The 23,843-nt window shown below is 68.5% G+C and carries 21 protein-coding genes; 12 read left to right on the forward strand and 9 right to left on the reverse strand.

All coding sequences use genetic code 11. The features are described from left to right. Positions 1 to 46: 46 nt before the first annotated feature. Complete coding sequence (def, locus tag H7A87_RS18190; RefSeq protein ID WP_119128109.1) at positions 47 to 559, reverse strand: peptide deformylase; 513 nt, start codon at positions 557 to 559, stop codon at positions 47 to 49. Between the two features lie 131 nt (positions 560 to 690). Here def and H7A87_RS18195 point away from each other — a divergent pair, with 131 nt between their 5' ends. From H7A87_RS18195 to H7A87_RS18235, 9 genes are all read left to right on the forward strand, one after another. Next, positions 691 to 1,827, forward strand: a complete 1,137-nt coding sequence (locus H7A87_RS18195; protein ID WP_104584069.1) for a LysM peptidoglycan-binding domain-containing protein — start codon at positions 691 to 693, stop codon at positions 1,825 to 1,827. 71 nt (positions 1,828 to 1,898) lie between these two features. Further along, positions 1,899 to 3,035, forward strand: a complete 1,137-nt coding sequence (dprA, locus tag H7A87_RS18200; protein WP_119128107.1) for a DNA-processing protein DprA — start codon at positions 1,899 to 1,901, stop codon at positions 3,033 to 3,035. Positions 3,036 to 3,078: 43 nt separating this feature from the next. Next, the gene (locus H7A87_RS18205) at positions 3,079 to 3,552 is read left to right on the forward strand and encodes a DUF494 family protein (RefSeq protein ID WP_003484452.1); all 474 of its coding nucleotides are present in this window, start codon (positions 3,079 to 3,081) and stop codon (positions 3,550 to 3,552) included. Between the two features lie 37 nt (positions 3,553 to 3,589). Beyond that, positions 3,590 to 4,324 (forward strand): pilin, encoded by a 735-nt coding sequence (locus H7A87_RS18210; protein WP_119128105.1) that lies wholly within the window; start codon positions 3,590 to 3,592, stop codon positions 4,322 to 4,324. Positions 4,325 to 4,351: 27 nt separating this feature from the next. Further along, positions 4,352 to 5,593 (forward strand): RDD family protein, encoded by a 1,242-nt coding sequence (locus H7A87_RS18215; protein ID WP_119128103.1) that lies wholly within the window; start codon positions 4,352 to 4,354, stop codon positions 5,591 to 5,593. A 182-nt stretch (positions 5,594 to 5,775) separates the two neighbouring features. Further along, a complete protein-coding gene (locus H7A87_RS18220; RefSeq protein ID WP_104584082.1) occupies positions 5,776 to 8,271 on the forward strand; it encodes a DNA topoisomerase I in 2,496 nt (831 codons plus the stop codon). Positions 8,272 to 8,280: 9 nt separating this feature from the next. Further along, positions 8,281 to 8,844, forward strand: a complete 564-nt coding sequence (locus H7A87_RS18225; protein WP_119128101.1) for a Sua5/YciO/YrdC/YwlC family protein — start codon at positions 8,281 to 8,283, stop codon at positions 8,842 to 8,844. 89 nt (positions 8,845 to 8,933) lie between these two features. Then, positions 8,934 to 9,701, forward strand: a complete 768-nt coding sequence (locus H7A87_RS18230) for a DUF4124 domain-containing protein (protein ID WP_119128100.1) — start codon at positions 8,934 to 8,936, stop codon at positions 9,699 to 9,701. Beyond that, a complete protein-coding gene (locus H7A87_RS18235) occupies positions 9,698 to 10,366 on the forward strand; it encodes a DUF4124 domain-containing protein (protein ID WP_119128098.1) in 669 nt (222 codons plus the stop codon). Before H7A87_RS18230 ends, H7A87_RS18235 begins: the two co-directional genes overlap by 4 nt. Positions 10,367 to 10,642: 276 nt before the next feature. Here H7A87_RS18235 and H7A87_RS18240 read toward each other — a convergent pair whose 3' ends face one another. Further along, a complete protein-coding gene (locus tag H7A87_RS18240; protein WP_104650048.1) occupies positions 10,643 to 11,419 on the reverse strand; it encodes an SDR family oxidoreductase in 777 nt (258 codons plus the stop codon). A 106-nt stretch (positions 11,420 to 11,525) separates the two neighbouring features. On the opposite strand from H7A87_RS18240, the gene H7A87_RS18245 reads away from it, so the two are divergent. Next, entirely contained in the window at positions 11,526 to 11,741 is a 216-nt protein-coding gene (locus tag H7A87_RS18245; RefSeq protein WP_047127474.1) for a hypothetical protein, read from the forward strand. 254 nt (positions 11,742 to 11,995) lie between these two features. Here the strand turns inward: H7A87_RS18245 and sppA are convergent, their stop codons facing one another. From sppA to H7A87_RS18265, 4 genes are all read right to left on the reverse strand, one after another. Then, on the reverse strand, positions 11,996 to 13,897 hold the full coding sequence (sppA, locus tag H7A87_RS18250) for a signal peptide peptidase SppA (RefSeq protein ID WP_104650047.1): 1,902 nt from the start codon (positions 13,895 to 13,897) through the stop codon (positions 11,996 to 11,998). Between the two features lie 84 nt (positions 13,898 to 13,981). Continuing rightward, entirely contained in the window at positions 13,982 to 15,358 is a 1,377-nt protein-coding gene (locus H7A87_RS18255; protein WP_104650046.1) for an MATE family efflux transporter, read from the reverse strand. A gap of 388 nt (positions 15,359 to 15,746) precedes the next feature. Further along, positions 15,747 to 16,337: a DUF3106 domain-containing protein gene (locus H7A87_RS18260; RefSeq protein ID WP_180496793.1), complete on the reverse strand. Its 591-nt coding sequence runs from the start codon at positions 16,335 to 16,337 to the stop codon at positions 15,747 to 15,749. Next, a complete protein-coding gene (locus tag H7A87_RS18265) occupies positions 16,324 to 17,367 on the reverse strand; it encodes a hypothetical protein (RefSeq protein WP_104650045.1) in 1,044 nt (347 codons plus the stop codon). The genes H7A87_RS18260 and H7A87_RS18265 overlap by 14 nt, the downstream gene beginning before the upstream one ends. A gap of 469 nt (positions 17,368 to 17,836) precedes the next feature. Between H7A87_RS18265 and H7A87_RS18270 the strand changes: the two genes are divergently transcribed. Then, entirely contained in the window at positions 17,837 to 20,059 is a 2,223-nt protein-coding gene (locus tag H7A87_RS18270) for a primosomal protein N' (protein ID WP_119128096.1), read from the forward strand. Between the two features lie 358 nt (positions 20,060 to 20,417). Here H7A87_RS18270 and H7A87_RS18275 read toward each other — a convergent pair whose 3' ends face one another. From H7A87_RS18275 to H7A87_RS18285, 3 genes are read right to left on the reverse strand one after another with little or no spacing between them, the layout of a single operon-like run. After that, positions 20,418 to 21,080 (reverse strand): glutathione S-transferase, encoded by a 663-nt coding sequence (locus tag H7A87_RS18275; protein WP_119128094.1) that lies wholly within the window; start codon positions 21,078 to 21,080, stop codon positions 20,418 to 20,420. Beyond that, positions 21,077 to 21,907, reverse strand: a complete 831-nt coding sequence (locus H7A87_RS18280; protein ID WP_164739091.1) for an NYN domain-containing protein — start codon at positions 21,905 to 21,907, stop codon at positions 21,077 to 21,079. Before H7A87_RS18280 ends, H7A87_RS18275 begins: the two co-directional genes overlap by 4 nt. Continuing rightward, positions 21,904 to 22,431: a hypothetical protein gene (locus tag H7A87_RS18285; RefSeq protein ID WP_119128093.1), complete on the reverse strand. Its 528-nt coding sequence runs from the start codon at positions 22,429 to 22,431 to the stop codon at positions 21,904 to 21,906. The genes H7A87_RS18280 and H7A87_RS18285 overlap by 4 nt, the downstream gene beginning before the upstream one ends. Positions 22,432 to 22,549: 118 nt before the next feature. On the opposite strand from H7A87_RS18285, the gene H7A87_RS18290 reads away from it, so the two are divergent. Next, positions 22,550 to 23,842: an NAD(P)/FAD-dependent oxidoreductase gene (locus tag H7A87_RS18290; protein ID WP_115677795.1), complete on the forward strand. Its 1,293-nt coding sequence runs from the start codon at positions 22,550 to 22,552 to the stop codon at positions 23,840 to 23,842. Position 23,843: the final 1 nt, after the last annotated feature.

Here is a 23,843-nt window from a genome sequence, read left to right on the forward strand (position 1 = left end):
GAACCGGCTTTGCGAATCCCGACTCCCAAGTCCCAAATCCCGGCCGTCAGGCCACGTGTTTACGCTGCTTGGCCAGCTTCTTGCGCACCATCTCGCGCTTGAGCGGCGACAGGTAATCGACGAACAGCTTGCCGTCCAGATGGTCCATCTCGTGCTGGATGCACACCGCCAGCAGGCCATCGGTGCTCAATTCCTGCGCCTTGCCCTGGCGGTCGAGATAGCGCACGGTGATCGCATCGGCGCGGGCGACATCGGCATAGATGCCCGGTACCGACAGGCAGCCTTCCTGATACACCTGCTCGCCCTGCCTGCTCACGATTTCCGGGTTGACGAACACCTGCGGGAGATTCTTCTCCTCGCTGACGTCGATCACCATGAAACGCTTGTGCACGTCCACCTGACTGGCGGCCAGGCCGATGCCGGGCGCCTCGTACATGGTCTGGAACATGTCGTCGAGCAGGGCCTGGAATGCCGGGCTGGTGAGCTCGGCAGCATCGACCGGCACGGCCTTGGTGCGCAGCCGCGGGTCGGGGAATTCGAGGATAGGGAGCAAAGCCATGGGATTACCCGTCTGGGAACACCGGCGCTGCGCCGGCAAGACGCTGTCATTCTAGCGCAATGCTTGCGTGACGCCCCGGTTTCTGGACTATAGTGCGCGGACCTGTTGGGGAATCAGGCAAGAAGGCACTCATGTTGAACCGACTTCGTACGGTCGTCGCTGCGGCGATGCTGACCGTCGCGACCTACGCTGCCGCGCAAGCGGTGGGCGAACATCCAGACACCTACGTGGTCCGCAAGGGCGATACCCTGTGGGACATTGCTGGACGTTTCCTGCAGAAGCCGTGGTTGTGGCCGGAAATCTGGCAGGCCAACCCGCAGATCCAGAATCCGCACCTGATCTACCCCGGCGACGTGATCAGCCTGGCCTACCTGGATCGCGTCGCCAAGGGCACCGTCCAGCCCGGCCCGCGCCAGGAAGCGCCGATCAACGCGATTCCGCTGGCGGAGGTCGAGCCGTTCCTGAAGAACCTGCGCGTCACCGATGACTTCGACCAACTGCCGTACGTGGTGGGCCTGGAAGGCGGCCGCGCGCGCGCCACCACCGGCCAGGTGGCCTATGTGGTCGGCCTGGACGATGCACAGCCGGGCCAGCGCTTTGCGGTGGTGCGCCCGACCGTGAAGTTCAGCCTGCCCAAGCACAACGAAGACCTCGATGCGGCCGGCAACATCACCGCGGGCGCCGGCAACATCTGGAAGAACTACATCGCGCCGAGCACGCGCCGCGAGTTCCTGGGCTACGAATTGGCACAGGTCAACGTCGGCACCATCACGCGCAGCGCGGCGGGCGGCAATTCCAAGGCGGCCACCCTGCTGCTGCAGGACAGCGGCCGCGAAGTGCGCGCCGGCGATCGCATCGTTGCCGTCGAAGCGCAGCCGTACGACCTGCAGTTCATCCCGCATCCGCCGTCGGAACAGGCGCTGCAGACCGAATTGCGGGTGCTGGCCATCTCCGATGCCTTCATCGTCGGCGGTACCCGCGATGTGATCGCCATCTCCGGCGGCGCCCGCGAAGGCATCAACAACGGCACGGTGTTCTCGATCTGGCGCAAGGGCCGCACGGTCAGCGACCGCGTCAAGCATTCGCGCTTCTCGCGGACCGACGACGACTTCAGCGGCCCGGCCGGCTCCACCGTCGGCCTGCCCGACGAATACGCCTCGCACGCGATGGTGTTCCGCACCTTCGACAAGGTCAGCTATGCGCTGGTGATGGAAAGCGTCAAGCCGACCGGCCTGGGCTACTTCGTCAAGCATCCCGACGCGCAGTAAGCGAAAATTCCGATGCGGTAATGCGACGGCGCCCGAGGGCGCCGTCGTCGTTTGCGGTCCAGGCTTGAGGCATGGCTCTCACCACTCCCGACCTGCGCGCAGTCCTGATCCTGCTCATGGCGGGTGGCCGCAGCCCGCCGCGCAGCGCACTGCTGCGTTGTTTTGGCAGCCCGGCAGAGATACTGGTCGCCGGGCACGAGGCCTGGCGTGCCGCCGGCTGCGACGATCTGCAAGCGGCTCGCCTGCAGGCGCCCGATGCGCGCGTCCTGGACGCCGCCCTGCACTGGTGCGAGCAGCCCGGCCATCACCTGATCGGCCTCAACGACCCCGACTACCCCGCCCTGCTGCGCCACATCGTCAACCCGCCGCTGGCCCTGTTCGTGGACGGCGACCCGAACGCGCTCTGGCACCCGGGCGTGGCCGTGGTCGGCAGCCGCTCCGCCACCGCCGGCGGCCGCGACCACACCCGCGCATTCGCATCCAGCCTGGCCGGCGCCGGCCTGGCCATCGTCAGCGGCATGGCCGCCGGCGTGGATGCGATCGCACACGAGGCCGCGCTTGCCCGCAGCGACGCCATCACCGTGGCGGTGGTGGGCACCGGCACGGATGTGGCCTATCCCGCGCATCACCAGTGCCTGCGCGATCGCATCGCCGCGCGTGGTGCGGTGGTCAGCGAGTACCTGCCCGGCACCGGGGCGGTCGCGGGACACTTCCCGGCCCGCAACCGGATCATCGCCGGGCTGGCCCTGGGCACCCTGGTGGTGGAAGCAGCCATGCGCTCGGGTGCGCTGATCACCGCGCGGCTGGCGGCGGAGGCCGGGCGCGAGGTGTTCGCCCTGCCCGGCTCGCTGCACAATCCGCTCGCGCGCGGCTGCCATCACCTGATCCGGCAGGGCGCCACCCTGGCGCAGGAGCCGGCCCAGATCATCGACGGCCTGCGCCTGCTGTCGGGCGAACTGGCAGACGCCTTGCGCCAGCGCCTGGCCGCCCCCACTGATCAGGCCAGGACACCACCGCAAGCCGGCACGGCGCGCTCGGATCCGGACTACCAGCGCTTGTGGCAGGCGCTGGGCCACGACCCAACCCCTATGGATTCCCTGGTCGAACGCACCGGATTGACGGCCGCCGCGCTGTCCTCCATGCTGCTCATCATGGAACTGGAGGGAGACGTGGTCGCCGAGCACGGTCGCTATACCCGCAATCCCTAGTTTCTTCACCTCCACAGCGTCGCGCGACGCAGGCCGAGGGGCAATGAAAGAGAGCATTCTTGATGTACTGCTGTACCTCTTCGAACATTATTTCAGCGAAGATGCGGACCTGGTCCGCGACCGTGACTCGCTTCAGAATGGCCTGATCCAGGCCGGTTTCAGTCCCGCAGAAATCAGCAAAGCCTTCGACTGGCTGGACGCGCTCTCCGAGCAGCGGCCCAGTGTCGCGCGCCCGCATGTCGATGGACCTGTACGCATCTATCACGGCCCGGAGCTGGACAAGCTCGATGTGGACTGCCGTGGATTTCTGCTGTTCCTGGAACAACACCGCATCCTGGACGCCGACCAGCGCGAGCTGGTGCTGGACCGCGCCATGGCGCTGGATCAGGACGAACTGGACCTGGACGACCTCAAATGGGTGGTCTTGATGGTGCTGTTCAACCAGCCGGGCGCCGAGGCGGCCTATGCCTGGATGGAAACGCAGATGTTCCTGGACGAGCCTGAACCCGTACACTGAAGCGGAAGCCGCAACGGAAGCGTGCGAGGGGACGGCAATGAGCAGTTGGTATTACGCCGAGGGCAACCGCCATCGGCGTGGCCCGGTGGCCGGCGAGGCCTTGCTGGCGCTGTATCGCGATCACGCGATCGCACTGGACACCCTGGTCTGGCGCGCAGGATTTGCCCGATGGGTGCCGCTGTCAGCATGCGCCGACGAGCTCGGCCCCCCGATTTCCACCGCCATGCGCACCGCAGTGCTGCCGCCGCCGCTGCCGCCGGTTCCGCCTGCGGCTGTTCACGCCGCAGCCGCCAGTTCGTCCCCGTCGTCAGCGCAGCGCCTACCCGGCAATGGGCCCGGTTGGCCGCTGGCGCTGGTGCTAGGCGCGGTGGTGGGCCTGTTCGTGCTGGTGGCGGTGATCGGCATCCTGGCTGCGATCGCGCTGCCGGCGTATCAGGACTACACCGCGCGTAGCAAGGTCACCCGGGCGATTACGGCGCTGGCGCCCTTGAAGCCGCAGATCGCCGGGTTTCTCGCCCAGCAAGGCCGTTGCCCGGTCAATGGCGATGCCGGCTTCCTCGCGCCCGAGCGGTATGCAAACGAGGTGCTGACCAGCGTGCAGATCGGCCGTTTCGACACCACCGAATGCGGCGTCGAGGCGCTGCTGCATGCGCCGACAATGACCAGGATCGACGGCAAGGCGCTGTGGCTGGATTTCGACGCGGACGCCGGCACCTGGCAGTGCAGCTCCGAGATCGACGACGACCAACTGCCGCCGGACTGCCGCGGCTAGTCAATCGCTTTACCCAAGGGGACTTCAATGACGCAGTGGTACTACGCCGACGCACAACGCGAGCGCCAGGGGCCGGTGGACACGGACACGCTTCGCGCGCGCCTGTCCGACGGCCTGATCGATGCATCCAGCCTGGTCTGGCGCGAAGGCTTGCCGCAGTGGGTAACACTTGGCGAGGTCGCGGCCGAGCTGGACGTCGCCACCGCGGTGCCGATGCATCCCGCGCCGACCGCCGATGCGGACCCGGACGTTCCGCGCAGCGCGCCGCAGGCGACGGTTGACCCGGCCAGCGGCGCGGCGGGCGGTACGCCTGCCGCAGCCGCGTCATTTGCCGCCCGCACTGCGGACGCTGCGCCTGGGCAGATCGAACCCGGCCTTGCCGATCAGCATGCGGTGGCCGATCACCAGCAGCTTCCGGCGCGCGAGCACGCTGCACCGGCAGATGCTGCACCGGTCGATCCAGTGGCGTGGGCCACCACGCCGGCAGACGCGGCCACAACTCCAGCGGCCCCAGACCCGATCCTGACCACCACCGCTAACGCGCCTACGCCGGCCTCTACCTCGTCGCATCCATCCGCCGGCGGGCCGGTTCCGGATGCCTGGGGCTCTGCCGCCGCGCCTGCAGCCACCGTTGCCTTGCATGAGGCCCCGGTTGTCTACGCCGGACTGTGGCGGCGCGTGGCCGCCAGCATCCTGGACAGCCTGATCACCAGCTTTGCGGTGTACCTGATCGTGATTCCGTTGGTGTTCGTCGTGGCGCTGGCGACCACCCGGGGCGATTCCGGCTCGGCGCTGGACGACGGCAGCGCACTCGGCACCGCCATCCTGGTGCTGTCCTATGGCATCGGCCTGGCGATCCCGACGCTGTATTTCGCCTGGATGCAGTCCAGCCGGCATCAGGCCAGCCTGGGCAAGCTCGCCTGCGGCATCAAGCTGGTGCGCGCCGACGGCGACGGCGGCCGGGTCGGTTTCTGGCGCAACGTGCTGCGCTATCTGGCCTACATGCTGATCAGCGTGCTCACCCTGGGCATCGGCGCGATCGTGGCGGCGTTCATGGCCGGCATGACCGCGCGCAAGCAGGCCCCGCACGACAAGGTCTGCGACACCCTGGTGGTGGACCGCTGGGCCTTCACCGATCACCCGGAGCGGCAATCCAGGGGGCTGGATACGGTCACCATCGTGGTCCTGGCCATTTATGCGGTGCTGCTGGTGTTCTCGGTCGTGGCGCTGGCCTTCCTGCTGACCGCCATCGGAATGAGCCAGAACTAGCAGTTCGCGGCACTGGCCGCTTGACACGGCGGCGTCCGCCGTGATCTTTCTAATAAGAGAACTGAACGCCCGGGCTCGTTTCCCGGGCGTTGACGTGTGGGAAACAGGCGATCTGCTTCCCTCCACCGGCCAATTAGGCCACGCTACCCGCCCCCCGGGCCCTGCCCAAAGAATTCGCCACCATGCCCAAGCACCTGCTCATCGTCGAATCGCCTGCCAAGGCCAAGACGATCAATAAATACCTCGGCAAGGACTTCACCGTCCTGGCCTCGTATGGGCACGTGCGCGATCTCGTCCCCAAGGAGGGCGCGGTCGATCCGGACAATGGCTTTGCGATGCGCTACGACCTGATCGAGAAGAACGAGAAGCATGTCGAAGCCATTGCGCGCGCCGCCAAGAGCGCCGACGACATCTATCTGGCCACCGACCCGGACCGCGAGGGCGAGGCGATCAGCTGGCACATCGCCGAGATCCTGAAAGAGCGCGGGCTGCTCAAGGACAAGACGATGCAGCGGGTGGTGTTCACCGAAATCACCCCGCGCGCGATCAAGGAAGCCATGCTCAAGCCGCGCGCGATCGCGGCCGATCTGGTCGATGCGCAGCAGGCCCGCCGCGCGCTCGACTATCTGGTCGGCTTCAACCTGTCGCCGGTGCTGTGGCGCAAGGTGCAGCGCGGGCTGTCGGCCGGCCGCGTGCAGTCGCCGGCGCTGCGCATGATCGTGGAGCGCGAGGAAGAGATCGAAGCCTTCATCGCACGCGAATACTGGTCCATCGATGCGCATTGCCGGCATCCGTCGCAGCCGTTCAATGCGCGCCTGATCAAGCTGGACGGGCAGAAGTTCGAGCAGTTCACCGTCACCGACGGCGATACCGCAGAAGCGGCGCGGCTGCGCATCCAGCAGGCCGCCCAAGGCGTGCTGCATGTCACCGATGTGGCCAGCAAGGAGCGCAAGCGTCGCCCTGCCCCGCCATTCACCACCTCCACGCTGCAGCAGGAAGCCTCGCGCAAGCTCGGCTTCACCACCCGCAAGACCATGCAGGTGGCGCAGAAACTGTATGAAGGCGTGGCGCTGGGCGACGAAGGCTCGGTCGGTCTGATCAGCTATATGCGTACCGACTCGGTGAACCTGTCGCAGGACGCGCTGGCGGAAATCCGCGATGTGATCGCGCGCGATTTCGGCACCGCCTCGTTGCCGGACCAGCCCAACGCCTACACCACCAAATCCAAGAACGCGCAGGAAGCGCATGAGGCGGTGCGTCCGACCTCGGCGCTGCGCACCCCGGCGCAGGTGGCGCGCTTCCTGTCCGATGACGAGCGTCGCCTGTACGAGTTGATCTGGCGCCGCGCAGTGGCCTGCCAGATGATCCCGGCCACGCTCAACACCGTCAGCGTCGATCTGTCGGCCGGCAGCGAGCACGTGTTCCGCGCCAGCGGCACCACCGTGGTGGTGGCGGGCTTCCTGGCGGTCTACGAAGAAGGCAAGGACACCAAGAGCAGCGAGGACGAGGACGAAGGCCGCAAGCTGCCGCTGATGAAGGCCGGCGACAACATCCCGCTGGACCGCATCGTCACCGACCAGCACTTTACCCAGCCGCCGCCGCGCTTCACCGAAGCGGCGCTGGTCAAGGCGCTGGAGGAATACGGCATCGGCCGGCCGTCGACCTACGCCTCGATCATCCAGACCCTGCAGTTCCGCAAGTACGTGGAAATGGAAGGCCGCAGCTTCCGTCCCACCGACGTGGGCCGCGCCGTCTCCAAGTTCCTGTCCGGGCATTTTACCCGCTACGTGGATTACGACTTCACCGCCAAGCTCGAAGACGACCTGGATGCGGTCTCGCGCGGCGAGGAAGAGTGGATCCCGTTGATGGAGAAGTTCTGGGGCCCGTTCAAGGAACTGGTCGAGGACAAGAAGGATTCGCTGGACAAGACCGACGCCGGCAGCGTGCGCGTGCTGGGCACCGACCCGGTCAGCGGCAAGGAAGTCAGCGCGCGCATCGGCCGGTTCGGCCCGATGGTGCAGATCGGCACCGTCGAAGACGAGGAGAAGCCCACCTTCGCCTCGCTGCGGCCGGGCCAGAGCATCTATTCGATCTCCATCGAAGACGCGCTGGAACTGTTCAAGATGCCGCGCGCGCTGGGCCAGGACAAGGACCAGGACGTCAGCGTCGGCATCGGCCGCTTCGGCCCGTTTGCGCGCCGCGGCAGCGTCTATGCCTCGCTGAAGAAGGAAGACGACCCGTACACCATCGACCTGGCGCGCGCGGTGTTCCTGATCGAGGAGAAGGAAGAGATCGCGCGCAACCGCGTGATCAAGGACTTCGAAGGCAGCGACATCCAGGTGCTCAATGGCCGCTTCGGCCCGTACATCAGCGATGGCAAGCTCAATGGCAAGATCCCCAAGGATCGCGAGCCGGCCACGCTGACGTTCGAAGAAGTGCAGCAGTTGCTGGCCGATACCGGCAAGCCGGTGCGCAAGGGCTTCGGCGCCAAGAAGGCCACGCTCAAGAAGAACGCGGTGAAGGATTCGGCCAAGGAGGCCAAGGACGCCGCCAAGAAGACCGCGGTCAAGAAAACCGCCACCAAGACGGCGGCGAAGAAGGCGCCGGCCAAGAAGGCCGCTGCCAAGAAGGCCACCAAGCGCGTGGTCAAGAAGACCGTGAGCAAGGCCGCAGGCTAAGGGCGCCGCATGCAGCACATGCTCAGCCTGGACAGCGCCGTCGCCACCCTGACCCGGGGCGGCGTGATCGCCTATCCCACCGAAGCGGTGTGGGGACTGGGCTGCGACCCGCGCCAGCAGGCCGCGGTGCTGCGGCTGCTGGAGATCAAGCGTCGTCCGGTCGACAAGGGCGTGATCGTGGTCGCTGCCAGCGTGGATGTGCTGCACGCGTGGGTGGATATGGACGCGCTGGCGCCGGCCCGCAGGCAGGAGGTGCTGGCCAGCTGGCCGGGGCCGCATACCTGGATCCTGCCGATCACCGCCCAGGCGCCACGCTGGGTGACCGGCGCGCACGACGGGCTGGCGGTGCGCATCAGCGCGCATCCGCTGGTCGCCGCGCTCTGTGCGGCCTGGGGCGGCCCGTTGGTCTCCACCAGCGCCAACCTGGCTGGCGAACCGCCCGCGCGCAGCCGCCAGGCGCTGGACCCGGCCCTGCTGGCCAGCATCGACGGGGTGATGGATGGCGAGGTGGGCGCGTTGGCGCAACCGACCCAGATCCGCGATGCCCGCAGCGGACAGATCCTGCGCGACTGAGCAGTGAACACGTGCCGCCTGTCGGCGCGCTTGCCTGCACACCGCCTCCACCCTTTGCCCATAGCCCGGCAGACGCGCACACTGCGGCCATGCGTACCGTCCTGACCCTTCTGTTGCTGGCCACCACGCTGCCTGCGTCGGCGGCCAGCACCGCCAGCAAACCGGATCCGAATGTGCGGATCTACCGCTGCGTCAGCAGCACCGGCACCGTCGCCCTGCAGGATGCGCCGTGCAGCAGCGGGCGCCAGCAGGTAATGGACCTGCAGCGCCCGCAGGATCCGCCGCCGCGACCGCAGCGCGCCGACGCCGCCCCGGCCGCCGTCGCCACGCAGCCGCCGCGCGAGGTGCGCATCATCACCGTGCAGCCGCCGCAGCCGATGTACGAGTGCACCACCGAAGAGGGCGAGCGCTATACCAGCGACAGCCCGGAAGGCAATCCGCGCTGGGTGCCCACCTGGGGCCCGGCCTATGTGGGCAATGGCATTGGCCCGCCGGTCAGCGGCGGCGGCATCCAGCGTCCGCCGATCTCGGTCAGCCCACGCCCGGCGGGTGCGGTGCAGGGAAGCTCCGGACGGGGGGGAAGCCTGCGTGGCAGCGCAAGCTTCGGAGGCGGCGGCTACCACGGCGGTTACAACGGCGGCGGCCACGGCGGCACGGTGATCGTGCCCTACGGCAACGTGCAGATCCGCGACGAATGCCATGCCCTGCCCGAACAGGAAGTCTGCGCGCGCCTGGCCGACCGTCGCTGGGAACTGATCCGCCGCTACAACAACGCCCTGCAGAGCGAACGCCAGGATCTGAGCCGCGAGCAGCGCGGCATCGACGCGCGTCTGCAGCGCGACTGCGGCGGCGCATGAGGCGCTGGCTGTGGGTGGCACTGCTGGCGAGCGCCGAGTTGGCCAACGCACAGGAAGTGGCGATCTACCGCTGCACCGATCCGGCCGGCGCGCTCACCGTGCAGAACATGCCGTGCCCGAAAGGCATGCAGCAGCAGAAGAAGCTGATGACGGTACCGGCCGCAGTGCCGTTCACGCAGGGGGGATCGGGCGCAGCGGCGCCGGCGCGTACAGCGCCCGCTGCGCAGCCGCAGGCCACCCCCAAGACCGAGGCCCCTGCCTCCGCCCCGGCTGCGACGCCAGCACCGGTGGCAGCGACGCCACCTGCCGCGCCCTCGACATCCACGCTGCCACCCCCGCCCCTGTTCGAATGCACCGCACACGACAACGGGCGCTATTTCACCGAAGACCGCGAGCCGGCCACGCGCTGCCTGCCGATGCAGACCACCAACCTGGCCGGCGGTCCGGCGACCGGCGGCGGCAGCGCCTGCGAGGTGGTCACCGATCGCTGCGCGCCGGTGCCGGACCAGCGCCTGTGCGAGGCCTGGCGCCAGCGTGCCGAGCAGGCCGAATCCACCTGGCGTTTCTCCGACGAGGCGCAATCGGCCGAGCGCAAGCAACGCTACGTGCAGATGCGCCGGGTGCTGGACGAAAGCCGCTGCGCGCATCCATCCGCCACGCCGTGATGCCGGCAGCGGCGCTCCGGCGCAGGTCAGTCGATGTACCGGCACTGCGCTGACCGGGCTGATTCTTCAAGCCACCGGCAACCGTCACCATCACCAGTTGGCAGGCGCGGTGCATTGCGCCGCGGCGCACGCGGGCATCCTCGCTGTCGCCAGCCTAGCGTGCAGGCGCGGCTGGCAAAAACCTAGAGGAGTGGCGCGCCGACGGGCCGGCGCATGTCTGCGCATCTTCCGATGCCATGCATGGGCACTGTCCGCGTGACCATGCATGCAGACGTGTCAGAACCCGTAGCGCAGGAAGCCGCCATCCACTGCGATGCATTCGCCGGTGATGTAGCTGGCTGCCGGCAGGCAGAGGAAGCCGACGGCGGCGGCCACTTCTTCCGGTTCGCCGATGCGGCGCATCGGGGTGCGTTCGATGACCTGCTCGTAGTAATCCGGGTCCGACAACGGCCCGGAGGTGCGACGGGTGCGGATGTACCACGGCGCCACCGCGTTGACGCGGATGCCGTCTTCGGCCCATTCCACCGCCAGGTTGCGGGTCATCTGCTGCAACGCGGCCTTGGTCATGCCGTAGGGCGCGCCGCTGCGCACATGGGTGATGCCGGAGACGCTGCCGACGTTGACGATCGCCGATGCTGCGTGGCGGGTCAGCAACGGGTGCGCATAACGCGACAACTCGAACGCGGCGAACACGTTGGTTTCGAAGATGCCGCGCCATTGGTCCTCGGTGTAATCGATCGCCGCGCGGGTGATGTTGCCGCCGGCATTGTTGATCAACAGATGCAGGCCATCGGCGTGGTCTTCCACCCAGTCCAGAATCGCGCGACGCTCTTCATCGTCGGCCACATCGGCGGCCAGCCCATGCAGCTCGCGTTCGGGAAATTCCTCGGCCAACTCGTCGCGTGCCTGCGCCAGGGCATCGGCATCGCGCGCCACCATCAGCAGATCCGCGCCGAAGCCCAGCAATTCGCGCGCGATGGCAAAGCCAATGCCGGCGCTGGCACCGGTGATGAGCGCGGTCTGTCCATCCAGCCGCCAACGATGGGTTGTCACGTGGGTGATCCTCTTTCAAGACGCAGGAAACGGCCGCCGCAGCGCAGTTGACGCGCAACGATGGCCCCGGCGTTAGGATACCGCCACCCCGAGCGAGGTCACGACGATGAAACGGCATTGGATTCTTGCCACCAGCCTGATGCTGCTGCTGGGCGCGTGTCAGCGACCGCAACCTGCGCCCACCGAGCAGAAGCCCGAGCCACAGGCCACCGCCCTGCGCGACCACATCCAGCAGCCGTTGAACAAGGCACATGCGGTGCAGGCAGCAAGCGACCAGGCCGCAGACGATCAACGCAAGGCGATCGACGCGGCCACGCAGTAACCGAAGCCTGCTGCCTGACACACGCGCGTTTGTGTCCAAGCAGCAATGCACGTGCGCGCAGGCGATTGCGCGCCAGGCGAGCACTGCACCTGTGCGCACGGCCAACACGCATAAGTTCGCTCGACCGTGGCGCCATGCGTTCTGCCATCTGTTTTTTGCGTCGTTGGCGCGCCCGCATCGCGCGTCGCCTGAGCGCTGACACGACAACGCCGGCACGTGGCCGGCGTTGTCGTGTCAGCTGGCATCGTGCCGCGTCAGAACCCGCAGAAGCAGTACGCCAGCGACTTGACCGGGGTGCCGCCCGCCTTGCTGTCGTGCACGGCGTCTTCGACGAAGCGCAGCTGCGTGTCCACTTCCGGCAGCGAGCGCGCCAGCAATGCACGTGCCATGCCCGAATCGCCCAGCATCCAGGCACCCATGCGGCTGCCGGCAAATCCGCTCATGAACTGCGAGAACGGCGTGGCCGGCTTTTCCACGTAGCGCACGCGGAACTTGCCGCGGCTCAGCTTGGCGCGGTTGGCCGCATCGGCCACCGCTTCGGACATGCCGCCGAACGCGTCCACCAGACCATGCTGCCTGGCCTGCGCACCGCTCCACACACGGCCGCGTGCGACCTTGTCGATGGCGTCCACCGACTGGTGGCGCGCCTGCGCCACCTTGCCGGTGAAGTCGGCGTAGCCCTTGTTGATCACCGCCTGGATCACCTGGCCGGCGGCCGGGTCCAGCGGACGGGTGATGTCGAAGGCGCCGGCAAACCGCGTGGTGCCCACGCCATCGGTGTGCACGCCGATCTTGTCCAGCGCGCGGGTCAGGTTGGGCACCATGCCGAAGATGCCGATCGAGCCGCTGATGGTCGACGGGTCGGCATAGATGCGATCGGCGTTCATGCTGATCCAGTAGCCGCCCGAGGCGGCCAGATCGCCCATCGACACCACCACCGGCTTGCCGGACTGCTTGAGCGCGACCACCTCGCGGCGGATCTGCTCGGAAGCAAACACCTCGCCGCCGGGCGAATCCACGCGCAGCACCACCGCCTTGACCTCGTCGTCGTCGCGCGCCTGGCGCAGTAACGCGGCGGTGGACTCGCCACCGATGCGGCCGGCCGGCTGCTCGCCGCCGCTGATCTCGCCGGCGGCCACCACCACGGCCACCTGCGGGCGGCTGTCCATCGCCGAACGCTGCGCCTGCAGCTGGCTCAGATAGTCGTTGAAGCCGATGTTGCGGAAGCCGCTGTCGGCATCGCTGTCGGCCACGCCGCGCTTGGTCAGCAGCGCATCGACTTCCTCGCGGGTCTTGAGCCCGTCGACCAGCTTCTGCTGCAGCGCGAACTTGGCCAGGTCGCCACCGGCGGCGGTCACGCCCTCGGGCAGCGTATCGATGCCGGCGCTCAGCTGCGCCGGGCTGAGCTTGCGCGCGGTGCCGACATCGGCCAGGTAGCGCTGCCAGACGTCATTCATCCAGAACAGGTCCGCTTCCTTGGCGTCGGCCGACGCGGCATCGAGGATGTACGGCTCGGCGGCGGACTTGTACTCGCCCACACGGAACAGATGCACGTCCACGCCGAGCTTGTCCTGCAGGCCTTCGCGGAAGTACTGCCGGTAGCGGCCAAGTCCTTCCAGCAGCACGCTGCCCATCGGGTCGAGATAGACCTCGTTGGCCTGCGCGGCCAGCAGGTACTGGCCCTGGCTCATGCTCTCGCTGAAGGCGACGATCTGCTTGCCGGAGGTGCGCAGCTTCTGCAGCGCCGCGGCCACTTCACGCTGCGAGGCGAAACCGGCCGGCTGGAACTTGTCCAGGTTCAACACCACCCGCTCGATCTTGCGGTCCTTGCCGGCCGCCTCGATCACCCGCACCAGATCGCGCAGCTGCACTTCCTCGGCGCTCTTGTCGCCGACCGCCTTGGCCAGCGAGCGGCTCACCGGATCGGCGCTGAACTGCTCGACCAGCGTGCCCTCGGGGTTGATCACCAGGGTGGTGCGCTCGGCCAGCGGCTTGGTGCCGTCGCCCCGCGCGATCGCCACCACGAACAGCAGCAGCATCAGGAACAGAAAACCGAAGAACACCAGGTTGAAGATCAGGCGCCGGGTGAAATTCATCACATCCCAAAGGCCGACGAAGAAACTGGCGATGGGACTGCGACGCACGGGGTGGTTCATGGAAAACTCCGTCGAAAGACGCTGCATGCAATTCAATGGTGTCCAGCATACCGGCTGCGTGGCGCGCGCGGCATGCGCTGGAAGTCAGGGGGTCGTGCCGGCAGTCAGTCGCCGGCTGGTCTGCCGGAAGCGCAAGCCCATCAGGACCGACGCCACGGTCAGGCCCAGGATCAGGCCGATCCACATGCCTTGCGGTCCCCAGCCCAGCCCCAGGCCGAGCCCGGCGCCGATCGGCATGCCGACACCCCAGTACGAGAACATCGCCAGGAACATCGGCACGCGGGTGTCCTTGAGCCCGCGCAGCGCGCCGCTGGACAGCACCTGGATGCCATCGGGAAACTGGAACGTGGCGGCAAACAGCAGCAGCACCGACGCCAGCGCCGCCACCGCCACGTCATCGGTATAGACGCTCACGATGGCATCGTGGCCCAGCAACAGCACGCTGGCCGACAAGGCCTGGGTGCCCAGCACGATGGCGTAGCCGGCCCAGGCCGCGCGCCGCATGCCCAGCGGATCGCCGCGCCCGACCGCATGCCCGACCCGCACGGTGGTGGCCTCGGCCACGCCCATCGGAATCATGAAACACAGCTGCGCGACGTTGATCGCAATCTGGTGCGCGGCCGCTTCGGTGGAGCCGAGCCGGCCGATCAACAGGGCGGTGACGATGAACAGGCCGCCCTCCATCAGCACGGTGATGCCGATCGGCAGACCGGTGCGCAACAGGTCGCCAATCGCGCGCCAGCGCGGCCCCTCGAGATGGGCGAACAACTGCAGATGCGCAAAGCGACGCGAGCGCCACAGATACAGCGCAAACACGCTGGCCTGCACCCACATGGTGATCGCCGAGGCCATGCCCAGGCCTTGCGCACCGTGCTCGGCGAAGCCGAATCTGCCATAGGTCAATGCATAGCCCAGCGGCGCCAGCACCAGCAGGCCGCCAAAGCCCAGCAGCATGGTCGGCAGGGTCCAGTGCATGCCCTCGCTGAGGTAGCGCATGCAGAAGTAGAACGTCAGCGCCGGCCCGCCCCAGCGCACCGCGTGCAGGAAGTCGGTTGCGCCCGGCACGATGTCCGGCGCAATCCCGAAGGTGGGCAGCAGCGGCGGCACCGCGCTCAGGAACGCGAACATCACCGCACCCAGTCCCAGCGACAGCCACAGGGCCTGGCGGAACAGCGGGCCGATCTCGTGCTCGCGGCCGGCACCGCGCAGCTGCGAGACCGAGGCGGTCAACGAGATCAGCGTGCCGATCGGCACCAGCATCGGCAGCCACAGCAGCGAGGTGCCGATGGTGACCGCCGCCAGCGTGGCGGTGCCGTGGTGGCCGGCGATGACGTTGTCGACAAACCCGATCAGGCCGGTGGAGACGTGGCCGAGCACCAGCGGCAATGCGAGCAGGCCGGTGGTGCGCACTTCCGCGGCGAAGCGCGGCGTCGCGGAGGTGGGTGCAGAAGAGACAGACATGAAAACCGATCGCTGCGCTGACTACGGCCGTGCCGGGAGGCGCTGGCACCGGGTCGCGTGGGGCCGCTATCTTACCCGGACTTCCGGGATGGGCAGTTGGTCGCCGGAAAGACCACGCCACGCCGGGAACACACGGGCCGGCAGATGCGCCACGTCAGGCGGACGTGGTGGCCGGCCCCCCGGACCCGGATGCCCAGGCACGAGCGGAGTCGATGTCCTGCGGCGTGACGATCGCCCCCTGGGCAACTGCACTGCCGAAGACGGCAGCCCTGCATGCCCTCCACGCCGTATCCGCCTCGGTGCGCGGCATCGAGGATGGGCACCGAGCACGCGTGGAGACGACGCCAGCGCGGGGGCCGGTGCGCCGGCGCCGTCCCGCCGCTGCCGCTTAGCGCGCCAGCTGGCGCTTCAACCAGGCGCTGCGCGTTGCCGGTGCCTGCGCAAGCAGGGCGTCGCGCAGGGCATCGCGCTCCTGCGGCGGCGTGCGTTGTGCCAGCACCGCCAACTGCTCCAGCTGCCCGGCATCCAGGCTGCGCAGCGCCGCCAGCAACGTGTCGCGCTGCGCTGGTGGCACATAGCCGATCAAGGGCTGCAACTGCGGATAGAACGCGCCCAGCTGCGAGCCCAGGCGCCAGCCATCGCGATGCAGGCGATCCATCGCGGTGAACTGCGTGCGCAGCGCGCGCTGCTGGTCGTCGGGCAAGCCATGCAGACGCTCGCGTGCCTGCCGCACTACCACCCGGTCGGTGGCGGTGAGCCCCTTCCAGGCCGCATAGCGGGCGCGCAGCTCGGACCGCTGCGCAGGCGTCAATGCGTCCCAGCGCGCGCGTTGCTGCGCGGCGCTCGGGGTTGCGGGCGTGGAGGCCGCGGGCGCCGGCGCGCGCGCGCTGCCTTCTTCCAACGGCGCCGGCAGGGTTTGCGCTGCGGCCATGCCGACCGCGGCCAACGCCAGCAGGCCGCACCACTTAATTGTCGGCATCGACGGTCTCCAGGGCGGCGGCGGCAGGCTGGGCAGTGGCGGCAGTGGCATGCGCGCCGGATTCGTCGGCCGGCACCGGATGCCCGGCCGCGTACCAGGCGTAGAAATCGGCCGAACGCGCCAGTTCCAGGTCCGGATCGGCCAGCATCGCCTGGTCGCGCGGATCCAGGCCGGGGTTTGCCACCGCGTCCGGCAGGTCGGCGGCGGGAAGGTCTTCCACCAGCACCGGCGCGGCATCGGTGACGTGCAGCACGCCGGCCGGGGCCTGCGAGACCGGCTCGGGCGGCAGCGCCGGCCGGCGATGCGTCCACCACCAGCCCAGCGCCGCGAGCAGCAGCGCCAATGCCAGCACAGCCAGCACGATGCCGGCGTGGCGGCGGTCGATCCGTGGCCAATGCCATTGGCGGGCAGGCCGGGCGCGCGGTGCGGCCGGGCGCCGCGCCTCGGCGGTGGCAGCCACGGGCGCGGCCGCGGCAGGCTGCAACGGCATGCCGGCCAGGGCCGACTCACGCAGCTGTGCCAGCCGGCTCACCTGGGCCGGGCCGAGGTCGCGCAACTCCTGCTGCGCCGCCTCGGCCAGCACCCGCCAGGCCTGCGCGTCCGGGTTGCCGGCCGCATCGCGCGGGCAGGCGCGGGCCAGGGACTGTCGATAGGCCCCCACCTCGATGCCTTGCACCTCGCTGGCGGGTTCTTCTTCCAGCCCGGCGACGATACGCAGCAGGAGCGCCAGGCGGTCGGTGGTCTGCATCCGCCCCAGTGCGGTGAACGGAGGCAACCAGGTCCCCGGCATGGGCTCGCGTCGCAGCGGCGGGGCGGTTGCCAGCAGGCTCCAGAAGCGCATCGGCCAGCCGGCCATCGGGCGACCCGCCGCCTGGCTGCTGAACGCCCGCAACGCAGCCGCCAAGGCCCGCTCGGCCGCCGCGCCATCGCCACATTGTAGTTGTGCGAGCACCAGACCCCGGCGTTCGACACCGCGCAAAAACGCTGACAACGCGGCAGGGGTGACAGGGGCGTCGGGGACTACGGTCATGAGAACTCCAGCATCGGCCGGCATGATACCGACGCAATCGGCCCCCGCCGATGGCTTGACAGATCGACCCGGCTACGCTGCGCTCCGCTGCCGCCGACCGCCGTCATCGACGCGGGTTGTGCACAGCGGCAGACATGCCGATACGCAGGCGTCTGTCAACTGTTGATTTTTCTTTGTTGCATTCGTGTTTCACGCCTAAGTTATTGATCCTGATGGCTTTAAGCCGATTGGCTAAAAAATGTCCAACAGGTTGCAGAGGCTAGTGAATCCGCCTTCACAGCGTGGAGCACGAGACTAATTCACAGGCTTATCCACAGGCAGTGTGGATAAACCCGTTTCCTTAACCCTCACATAGGTTTACGTCGGATTTATCACTTCGGTCACACAAACACGTTGTAAGCCCGCGCACCGATCCGGCGCCATCGGCAGGCCCGTGCCGGGTACTGGACAGGGTCGGTAGACTGGCCGGATGTCTTCGACCGTCGCCACCCTGCGCGTCGCCTTGCCGGTGCCGCTGCCCCAACTGTTCGACTATCTGCCCCCGGCCGAGGCCCCGCTGACCGACCCGGCGCGAGTCGGCTGCCGGGTGCGGGTGCCGTTCGGGCCACGCGAGCTGGTCGGGGTGGTGGTGGAGATCGGGCAGTTGGCCTCCGCCGAGGGGCTGCGCGCGGCGCTGGCATGGTGCGACGACGCTCCGCTGCTGGTTGACGAGCTGGCCCGTTCACTGCAATGGCTGGCGCGCTATACCCACGCCCCGCTGGGCGAGGCCCAGTCCAGCGCCCTGCCCGGCCCGTTGCGCCGCGGCGAGCCGCTGGCCGAGACCCATGCCTGGGCCTGGCAACTGACCGAGGCCGGGCGCACCGGCGCCGCCAGCCTGCGCGCCGGCAGCCGCCCCGCCTTGCTGGCCGCCCTGCTGCTGCCCGGTGCGCTGGGCGAAGAACAGCTGGACCCGTTGCTGCCGCAATGGCGCGAGGCCGCACGCAGCCTGGCCAAACGCGACTATGCCGCGCGCGTGGCGGTGCCGGCCGACAGCATCCCGCCCCGCCCCGGCAGCGGCCCGCAGCTCAACGACGAACAACAGGCCGCCGCCGACGCCATCCGTGCGCAGCGCGGTTTTGCCACCTATCTGCTCGACGGCGTCACCGGCAGCGGCAAGACCGAGGTCTACCTGCAGGCAATCGCCGACTGCCTGGCGGCCGGTCGCCAGGCGCTGGTGCTGGTGCCGGAGATCGGCCTGACCCCGCAGACGCTGGGCCGCTTCCGCGCCCGCCTGGGCGTGCCGGTGCACGCGCTGCATTCGGGGCTGTCCGATGGCGAGCGCGCGCGGGTGTGGGCGGCAGCCTGGCGCGGCGAAGCCAAGCTGATCGTCGGCACGCGCTCGGCGGTGTTCACCCCGCTGCCCAATGCCGGGCTGATCGTGATCGACGAAGAACACGACGGCAGCTACAAGCAGCAGGACGGCATTCGCTATCACGCCCGCGACTTCGCGCTGGTGCGCGGCAAGGCGCTGGATGTGCCGGTGATCCTGGGCAGCGCCACGCCATCACTGGAAAGCCTGCACAACGCCTATTCCGGCCGCTACCAGCATCTGCGCCTGTCGCGTCGGGCCGGCGAGGCGCGTCCGCCGCGCGTGCGCGTGCTCGACGTGCGCAAGCGCCCGCTCAAGGACGGCCTGTCGCCGGAAGTGCTGGCCGGCATTGGCGCCACCCTGGCGCGCGGCGAGCAGGTGCTGGTGTTCAAGAACCGCCGCGGCTATGCGCCGGTGCTGCTGTGCCACGACTGCGGCTGGACCGCCGCCTGCCAGCGCTGCAGCACGCCGCTGCACCAGACCCCGATGACCGTGCACGCCGGTGGCCGGCGCCTGCAATGCCACCACTGCGGCGCGCGCCAGCCCGCACCGCTGGCCTGCCCGGCCTGCGCCAGCCTGGCGCTGCAGCCGCAAGGCATCGGCACCGAGCGGCTGGAAGAACGCCTGACCGAGGCGTTCCCGGACTTTCCGGTGGTGCGCATCGACCGCAGCACCACCCAGCGCCGCGACGCGCTGGAAACCCAGCTGGCGCGCCTGGGCAGCGCCGCCGGCATCCTGGTCGGCACCCAGATCCTGGCCAAGGGCCACGACCTGCCACGGCTGACCATGGTGGTGGTGGTCGGCATCGACGAAGGCCTGTTCTCGGCCGACTTCCGTGCCGCCGAGAAACTCTCCCAGCAGCTGATCCAGGTGGCCGGACGCGCCGGACGCGCCGACCGTCCCGGCGAGGTCTGGCTGCAAACCCACCACCCCGAACATCCCTTGCTGCAGACCCTGGTCAACGGCGGCTACCACGCCTTTGCCGATGCCGAACTGCAGCAGCGCCAGGCTGCGGGATTTCCGCCATTCGCGCATCTGGCGCTGTTCCGCGCCGAAGCCAAGGATGTGGCAGCGGCCAACCAGTTCCTGCTGGCGGTGCGTGGCCTGACCACGGCGGACACCACCACGCAGTCGCCCGCGTTTGCCGCAGTGGAATGCTACGGCCCGATGCCGGCACCGATGCCGCGCCGCGCCGGTTTCCAGCGCACCCAGTTGCTGTTGTCCGCGCAACAGCGTTCGGCGCTGCATCGTCTGCTGGACGCGCAGCTGCCGGCGATCCATGCGCTACCGCAGGCGCGGCGCGTGCGCTGGTCGCTGGATGTGGATCCGATCGATCTGTACTAGTGCAGGCGTATCGCGCACCGCGCTGCTACTAGACTCACGTTCTAGCCAATGCGCCCACGCTCCGTAGGAGCGCACCCGGGCGCGACGGCGTTACCGGCAATGCCCTCGCGCCCAGGTGCGCTCCTACACACAACGCGAGGCCAGCAAGCCGCGCGGTGGGATCGTGCGTTGTAGGAGCGCACCCGGGCGCGACGCGGCGTTACCGGCGATGCCGTCGCGCCCGGGTGCGCTCCTACAGACAACGTGAGCTGCCGGGACGCGCGGTGCACGGGGCCGACTGCCTTGCAGCAGCGTGTGAGGTCGGCGGCACGCGTGCTGCCTGCCATGCACCGCGCTGGCTTGCGCGCAGACCCGACACTCAGGTCAGCGCGGTCATCACGCCACGCTGGTAGGCAGGCCGCGCGCGCAAGCGCTGATACCACGCCTGCAGATGCGGCAGCGCGGGGCGCTCGATCGGCATTTCGAACCAGGCGTAGATGAAGCTGCCGAGCGGAATATCGCCCATCGCAAACTGCACGCCGGACAGATACGGCTGCTGCGCCAGGGCCGCATCGGCGCGTGCCAGCAGTTCGCCCGAGCGCGCCAGCGCCGCGGCGATGCGCGCAGGATCACGCTCGGCCTCCGGTGTGCGCAGCACGCCCCAGAACAGGTCGCGAAACACGCCGGCAAACGTCGAGGTGGTCCAGTCCATCCAGCGATCGCCCAGCGCGCGTTCGGCCGGCGCCTGCGGATACAGGGCCGGCGCATATTGCGCGGCCAGGTAACGCACGATCGCGTTGGACTCCCACAGCACCAACTCACCATCCTGCAGCGTCGGCACCAGGCCGTTGGGATTCAACGCGCGATAGGCGGGCGTGTCGTTATGACCAAACGCACCGCCGACTTCGATGGAGGTATACGACAGCCCGGCTTCTTCGGCGCACCACAGCACCTTGCGCACATTGCTGGAATTACGCCGCCCCCATAGCGTGATCGGGCCGTTCCCTGCAGCCGATGGCGTTGCAGCGTCAGCCATGGTCATTTCCCCGCTGCCGGCTTGGGCGTGGTGCGCGCCGGGCGCTTTGTGGAAGTCGCCTGCGTGGCGAGAGCGGCCGCTGGCTGCGCTGTTTTCGCCCGCCCGCCCTTGGGCGCATCGCGCACCCACAGGGCCTGCTCGTCCTGCTTGATGTCGAACAAGCCGATCGCGCGCACCAGGTCGCTGAGCTTGCGATAGCCGTAGTTGCGTGGGTCGAACGAGGCCTGGTTGGCCACCTGCTTGCCCACCGCACCCAGATGCGCCCAGCCATCGTCTTCGCAGGCACTGTCGATCGCATTGCGCAGCATCTGCACCAGCCGGGTGTCGCCGCGCAGCGCGGTGGCGTCCTTGCGGCCGGCGGCGGTGTCGCTGGCCGCTGCCGCCTGCTCGCCCAGCGCTTCGACATAGGTGAACTTGGAACAGGCATTGACGAACGGCGCCGGGGTTTTCTTTTCGCCGAAGCCATACACCTTCATGCCATCGGTGAGCAGCCGCATCACCAGCGGAGTGAAGTCCGCATCGCTGGAGACGATCGCAAAGCCATCCAGGTTGCGCGCATACAACAGGTCCATCGCATCGATCACCATCGCCATGTCCGAGGCGTTCTTGCCCGAGCTGTAGGCAAATTGCTGGATCGGCCGGATCGCATATTCGTGCAGCGCCGCTTCCCAGTTCTTCAGGTGCGGACTCTTCCAGTTGCCGTAGGCGCGGCGCACGTTGGCCACGCCATAGCGCGCCACTTCGGCCAGCACCACGTCGATCTTGCCGGCCGGCGCGTTGTCGGCATCGATCAGCAGGGCGATGCGTTTGTCGGGATTGTCGATCATGGTCATTCCTCGAAGGTGTCGGCAGAGTCGGTGTCGCTGGCGGTGTCGCTTGCGTCGTCCGTTTCGGTGGCGTCGGCATCGGCCGATGGCAGCGTGTATTGGCTGCCATCGTGCATGGTCAGCACGCCATCGCTCAGGATCTCGCGCTCGGCCCCGCCGCTGACCCAGGTGGCATGCACGCGGCCGCGGCCGCGATCGCCCTCCACGGTGAACACGAAATCGTCGGCGCCCGGCGCCAGACCGGTGCGCACCAGATCCACCCGCATCGTGTGGATCCGGCCGATCTGTTCCTGCACCACCGCATCGTCCTGCAGTGCGGCGCGTGCCTGATCCGCGAACAGCGACCAGCCGAAGACGATCAGCCAGCCCAGCGCGCCCAGCACCACCATGCCGAACAGCACCACGCAGGCCCCCAGCCCGATCAGCCCGATCGTGACGCCACTGACCTGCTTTCCGGGCGTCCGCGCGGCAGCCGCTGCCATCGCGGGCGAAGAAGGTGGTGGTGGCAACGGTGGGGGTAATGCCGGCATGCGGTCACCAGGTCGATGAGATGCGACATGATGCCGCAGGCGGGACGCCTTCAGGCGTCATGTTCATTGCCGATGCGGCATGCTGATGCGCCCGCGTCGCATTCCATCAGACCTGACGATGACTACTTCCCCCTCCCAAGCTCCGCTGCACCTGGTGGTGGTCGGTGGCGGTTTTGCCGGCTTATGGGCCACCCGCGCGCTCGACGATCCTGGCATCCGCATCACCCTGATCGACCGCCAGAACCACCATTTGTTCCAGCCGCTGTTGTATCAGGTCGCCACCGCCGGCCTGTCGGCACCGGATATTGCCGCGCCGCTGCGCCACATCCTGCGCGAACAGCGCAACGTCGAGGTGCTGCTCGGCGACGTTGCCGAAATCGCACCGGCCCGCCGCGAAGTGGTGCTCGCCGATGGCAACGCGCTCGGCTACGACATGCTGCTGCTGGCTACCGGCGCCACCCATGCCTACTTCGGCAACGATCAATGGGCCGAGCACGCGCCCGGCCTGAAGACGCTGTACGACGCGCTGGTGTTGCGGCGCAAGTTGCTGCTCGCCTTCGAGCGTGCCGAAGCCGAATCCGACCCGGCCGCACGCGCGGCCTGGCTGAGTTTTGCCGTGGTCGGCGGCGGCCCGACCGGCGTCGAGCTGGCCGGCACGCTGGCCGAGATCGCCCGCCACACGCTCAAGAACGAGTTCCGCCATATCGACCCGCAACAGGCACGCGTGCGCCTGGTCGAAGCTGGCCCACGCGTGCTGCCCTCGTTCCCGGACGATCTCACCGCCAAGGCGCGCAAGCAGCTCGAGCGCCTGGGGGTGGAAGTGCACACCGGCACGCCGGTCACCCATATCGATGCGCTGGGCTACCAGTTGGGCGACACCTTCGTGCCTGCACGCACGGTGGTGTGGGCCGCCGGCGTGGCCGCATCGCCGCTGGCGCGCACGCTCGGCGTGCCGCTGGACCGCGCCGGCCGCGTGCTGGTGCAGCCGGACCTGAGCGTGCCCGGCCACCCGGAGATCTTTGTCGGCGGCGACCTGGCCGCGGTCCAGCAGGACGGCCGCCCGGTGCCGGGCGTGGCACCGGCGGCAAAGCAGATGGGCAAGCACATCGCCAAGGCGATCCGCGCCCGCCATCGCGGCCAGCCTGCGCCGGCTTTCCGCTATCAGGACTACGGCAACCTGGCCACGATCGGCCGCATGGCCGCCATCGTGCATGTCGGCAAGCTCAAGCTCTCCGGCATCGTGGCCTGGTGGTTCTGGCTGGCCGCGCACGTGTACTTCCTGATCGGCTTCCGCAACCGCTTCGTGGTGCTGGTGAACTGGGCGATGGCGTACTGGAGCTACCAGCGTGCCGCGCGCATCATCTTCGGCGGCGCCACCGACGACCCGCCGCCCAGCAGCAAGGACGGATGAC

Origin of the sequence: Xanthomonas sp. CPBF 426 (assembly GCF_903989465.1) — a bacterium.
In the GTDB taxonomy this organism is placed as follows: domain Bacteria; phylum Pseudomonadota; class Gammaproteobacteria; order Xanthomonadales; family Xanthomonadaceae; genus Xanthomonas; species Xanthomonas euroxanthea.

Bases quoted from the DNA above. Each gene is read 5' to 3' on its own strand.
- def (WP_119128109.1), bottom strand. From the start codon at position 559: ATGGCTTTGCTCCCTATCCTCGAATTCCCCGACCCGCGGCTGCGCACC.
- H7A87_RS18280 (WP_164739091.1), bottom strand. From the start codon at position 21,907: ATGACCATGATCGACAATCCCGACAAACGCATCGCCCTGCTGATCGAT.
- H7A87_RS18255 (WP_104650046.1), bottom strand. From the start codon at position 15,358: ATGTCTGTCTCTTCTGCACCCACCTCCGCGACGCCGCGCTTCGCCGCG.
- H7A87_RS18285 (WP_119128093.1), bottom strand. From the start codon at position 22,431: ATGCCGGCATTACCCCCACCGTTGCCACCACCACCTTCTTCGCCCGCG.
- sppA (WP_104650047.1), bottom strand. From the start codon at position 13,897: ATGAACCACCCCGTGCGTCGCAGTCCCATCGCCAGTTTCTTCGTCGGC.
- H7A87_RS18245 (WP_047127474.1), top strand. From the start codon at position 11,526: ATGAAACGGCATTGGATTCTTGCCACCAGCCTGATGCTGCTGCTGGGC.
- dprA (WP_119128107.1), top strand. From the start codon at position 1,899: ATGGCTCTCACCACTCCCGACCTGCGCGCAGTCCTGATCCTGCTCATG.
- H7A87_RS18260 (WP_180496793.1), bottom strand. From the start codon at position 16,337: ATGCCGACAATTAAGTGGTGCGGCCTGCTGGCGTTGGCCGCGGTCGGC.
- H7A87_RS18195 (WP_104584069.1), top strand. From the start codon at position 691: ATGTTGAACCGACTTCGTACGGTCGTCGCTGCGGCGATGCTGACCGTC.
- H7A87_RS18230 (WP_119128100.1), top strand. From the start codon at position 8,934: ATGCGTACCGTCCTGACCCTTCTGTTGCTGGCCACCACGCTGCCTGCG.
- H7A87_RS18235 (WP_119128098.1), top strand. From the start codon at position 9,698: ATGAGGCGCTGGCTGTGGGTGGCACTGCTGGCGAGCGCCGAGTTGGCC.
- H7A87_RS18265 (WP_104650045.1), bottom strand. From the start codon at position 17,367: ATGACCGTAGTCCCCGACGCCCCTGTCACCCCTGCCGCGTTGTCAGCG.
- H7A87_RS18205 (WP_003484452.1), top strand. From the start codon at position 3,079: ATGAAAGAGAGCATTCTTGATGTACTGCTGTACCTCTTCGAACATTAT.
- H7A87_RS18210 (WP_119128105.1), top strand. From the start codon at position 3,590: ATGAGCAGTTGGTATTACGCCGAGGGCAACCGCCATCGGCGTGGCCCG.
- H7A87_RS18270 (WP_119128096.1), top strand. From the start codon at position 17,837: ATGTCTTCGACCGTCGCCACCCTGCGCGTCGCCTTGCCGGTGCCGCTG.
- H7A87_RS18220 (WP_104584082.1), top strand. From the start codon at position 5,776: ATGCCCAAGCACCTGCTCATCGTCGAATCGCCTGCCAAGGCCAAGACG.
- H7A87_RS18225 (WP_119128101.1), top strand. From the start codon at position 8,281: ATGCAGCACATGCTCAGCCTGGACAGCGCCGTCGCCACCCTGACCCGG.
- H7A87_RS18215 (WP_119128103.1), top strand. From the start codon at position 4,352: ATGACGCAGTGGTACTACGCCGACGCACAACGCGAGCGCCAGGGGCCG.
- H7A87_RS18290 (WP_115677795.1), top strand. From the start codon at position 22,550: ATGACTACTTCCCCCTCCCAAGCTCCGCTGCACCTGGTGGTGGTCGGT.
- H7A87_RS18275 (WP_119128094.1), bottom strand. From the start codon at position 21,080: ATGACCATGGCTGACGCTGCAACGCCATCGGCTGCAGGGAACGGCCCG.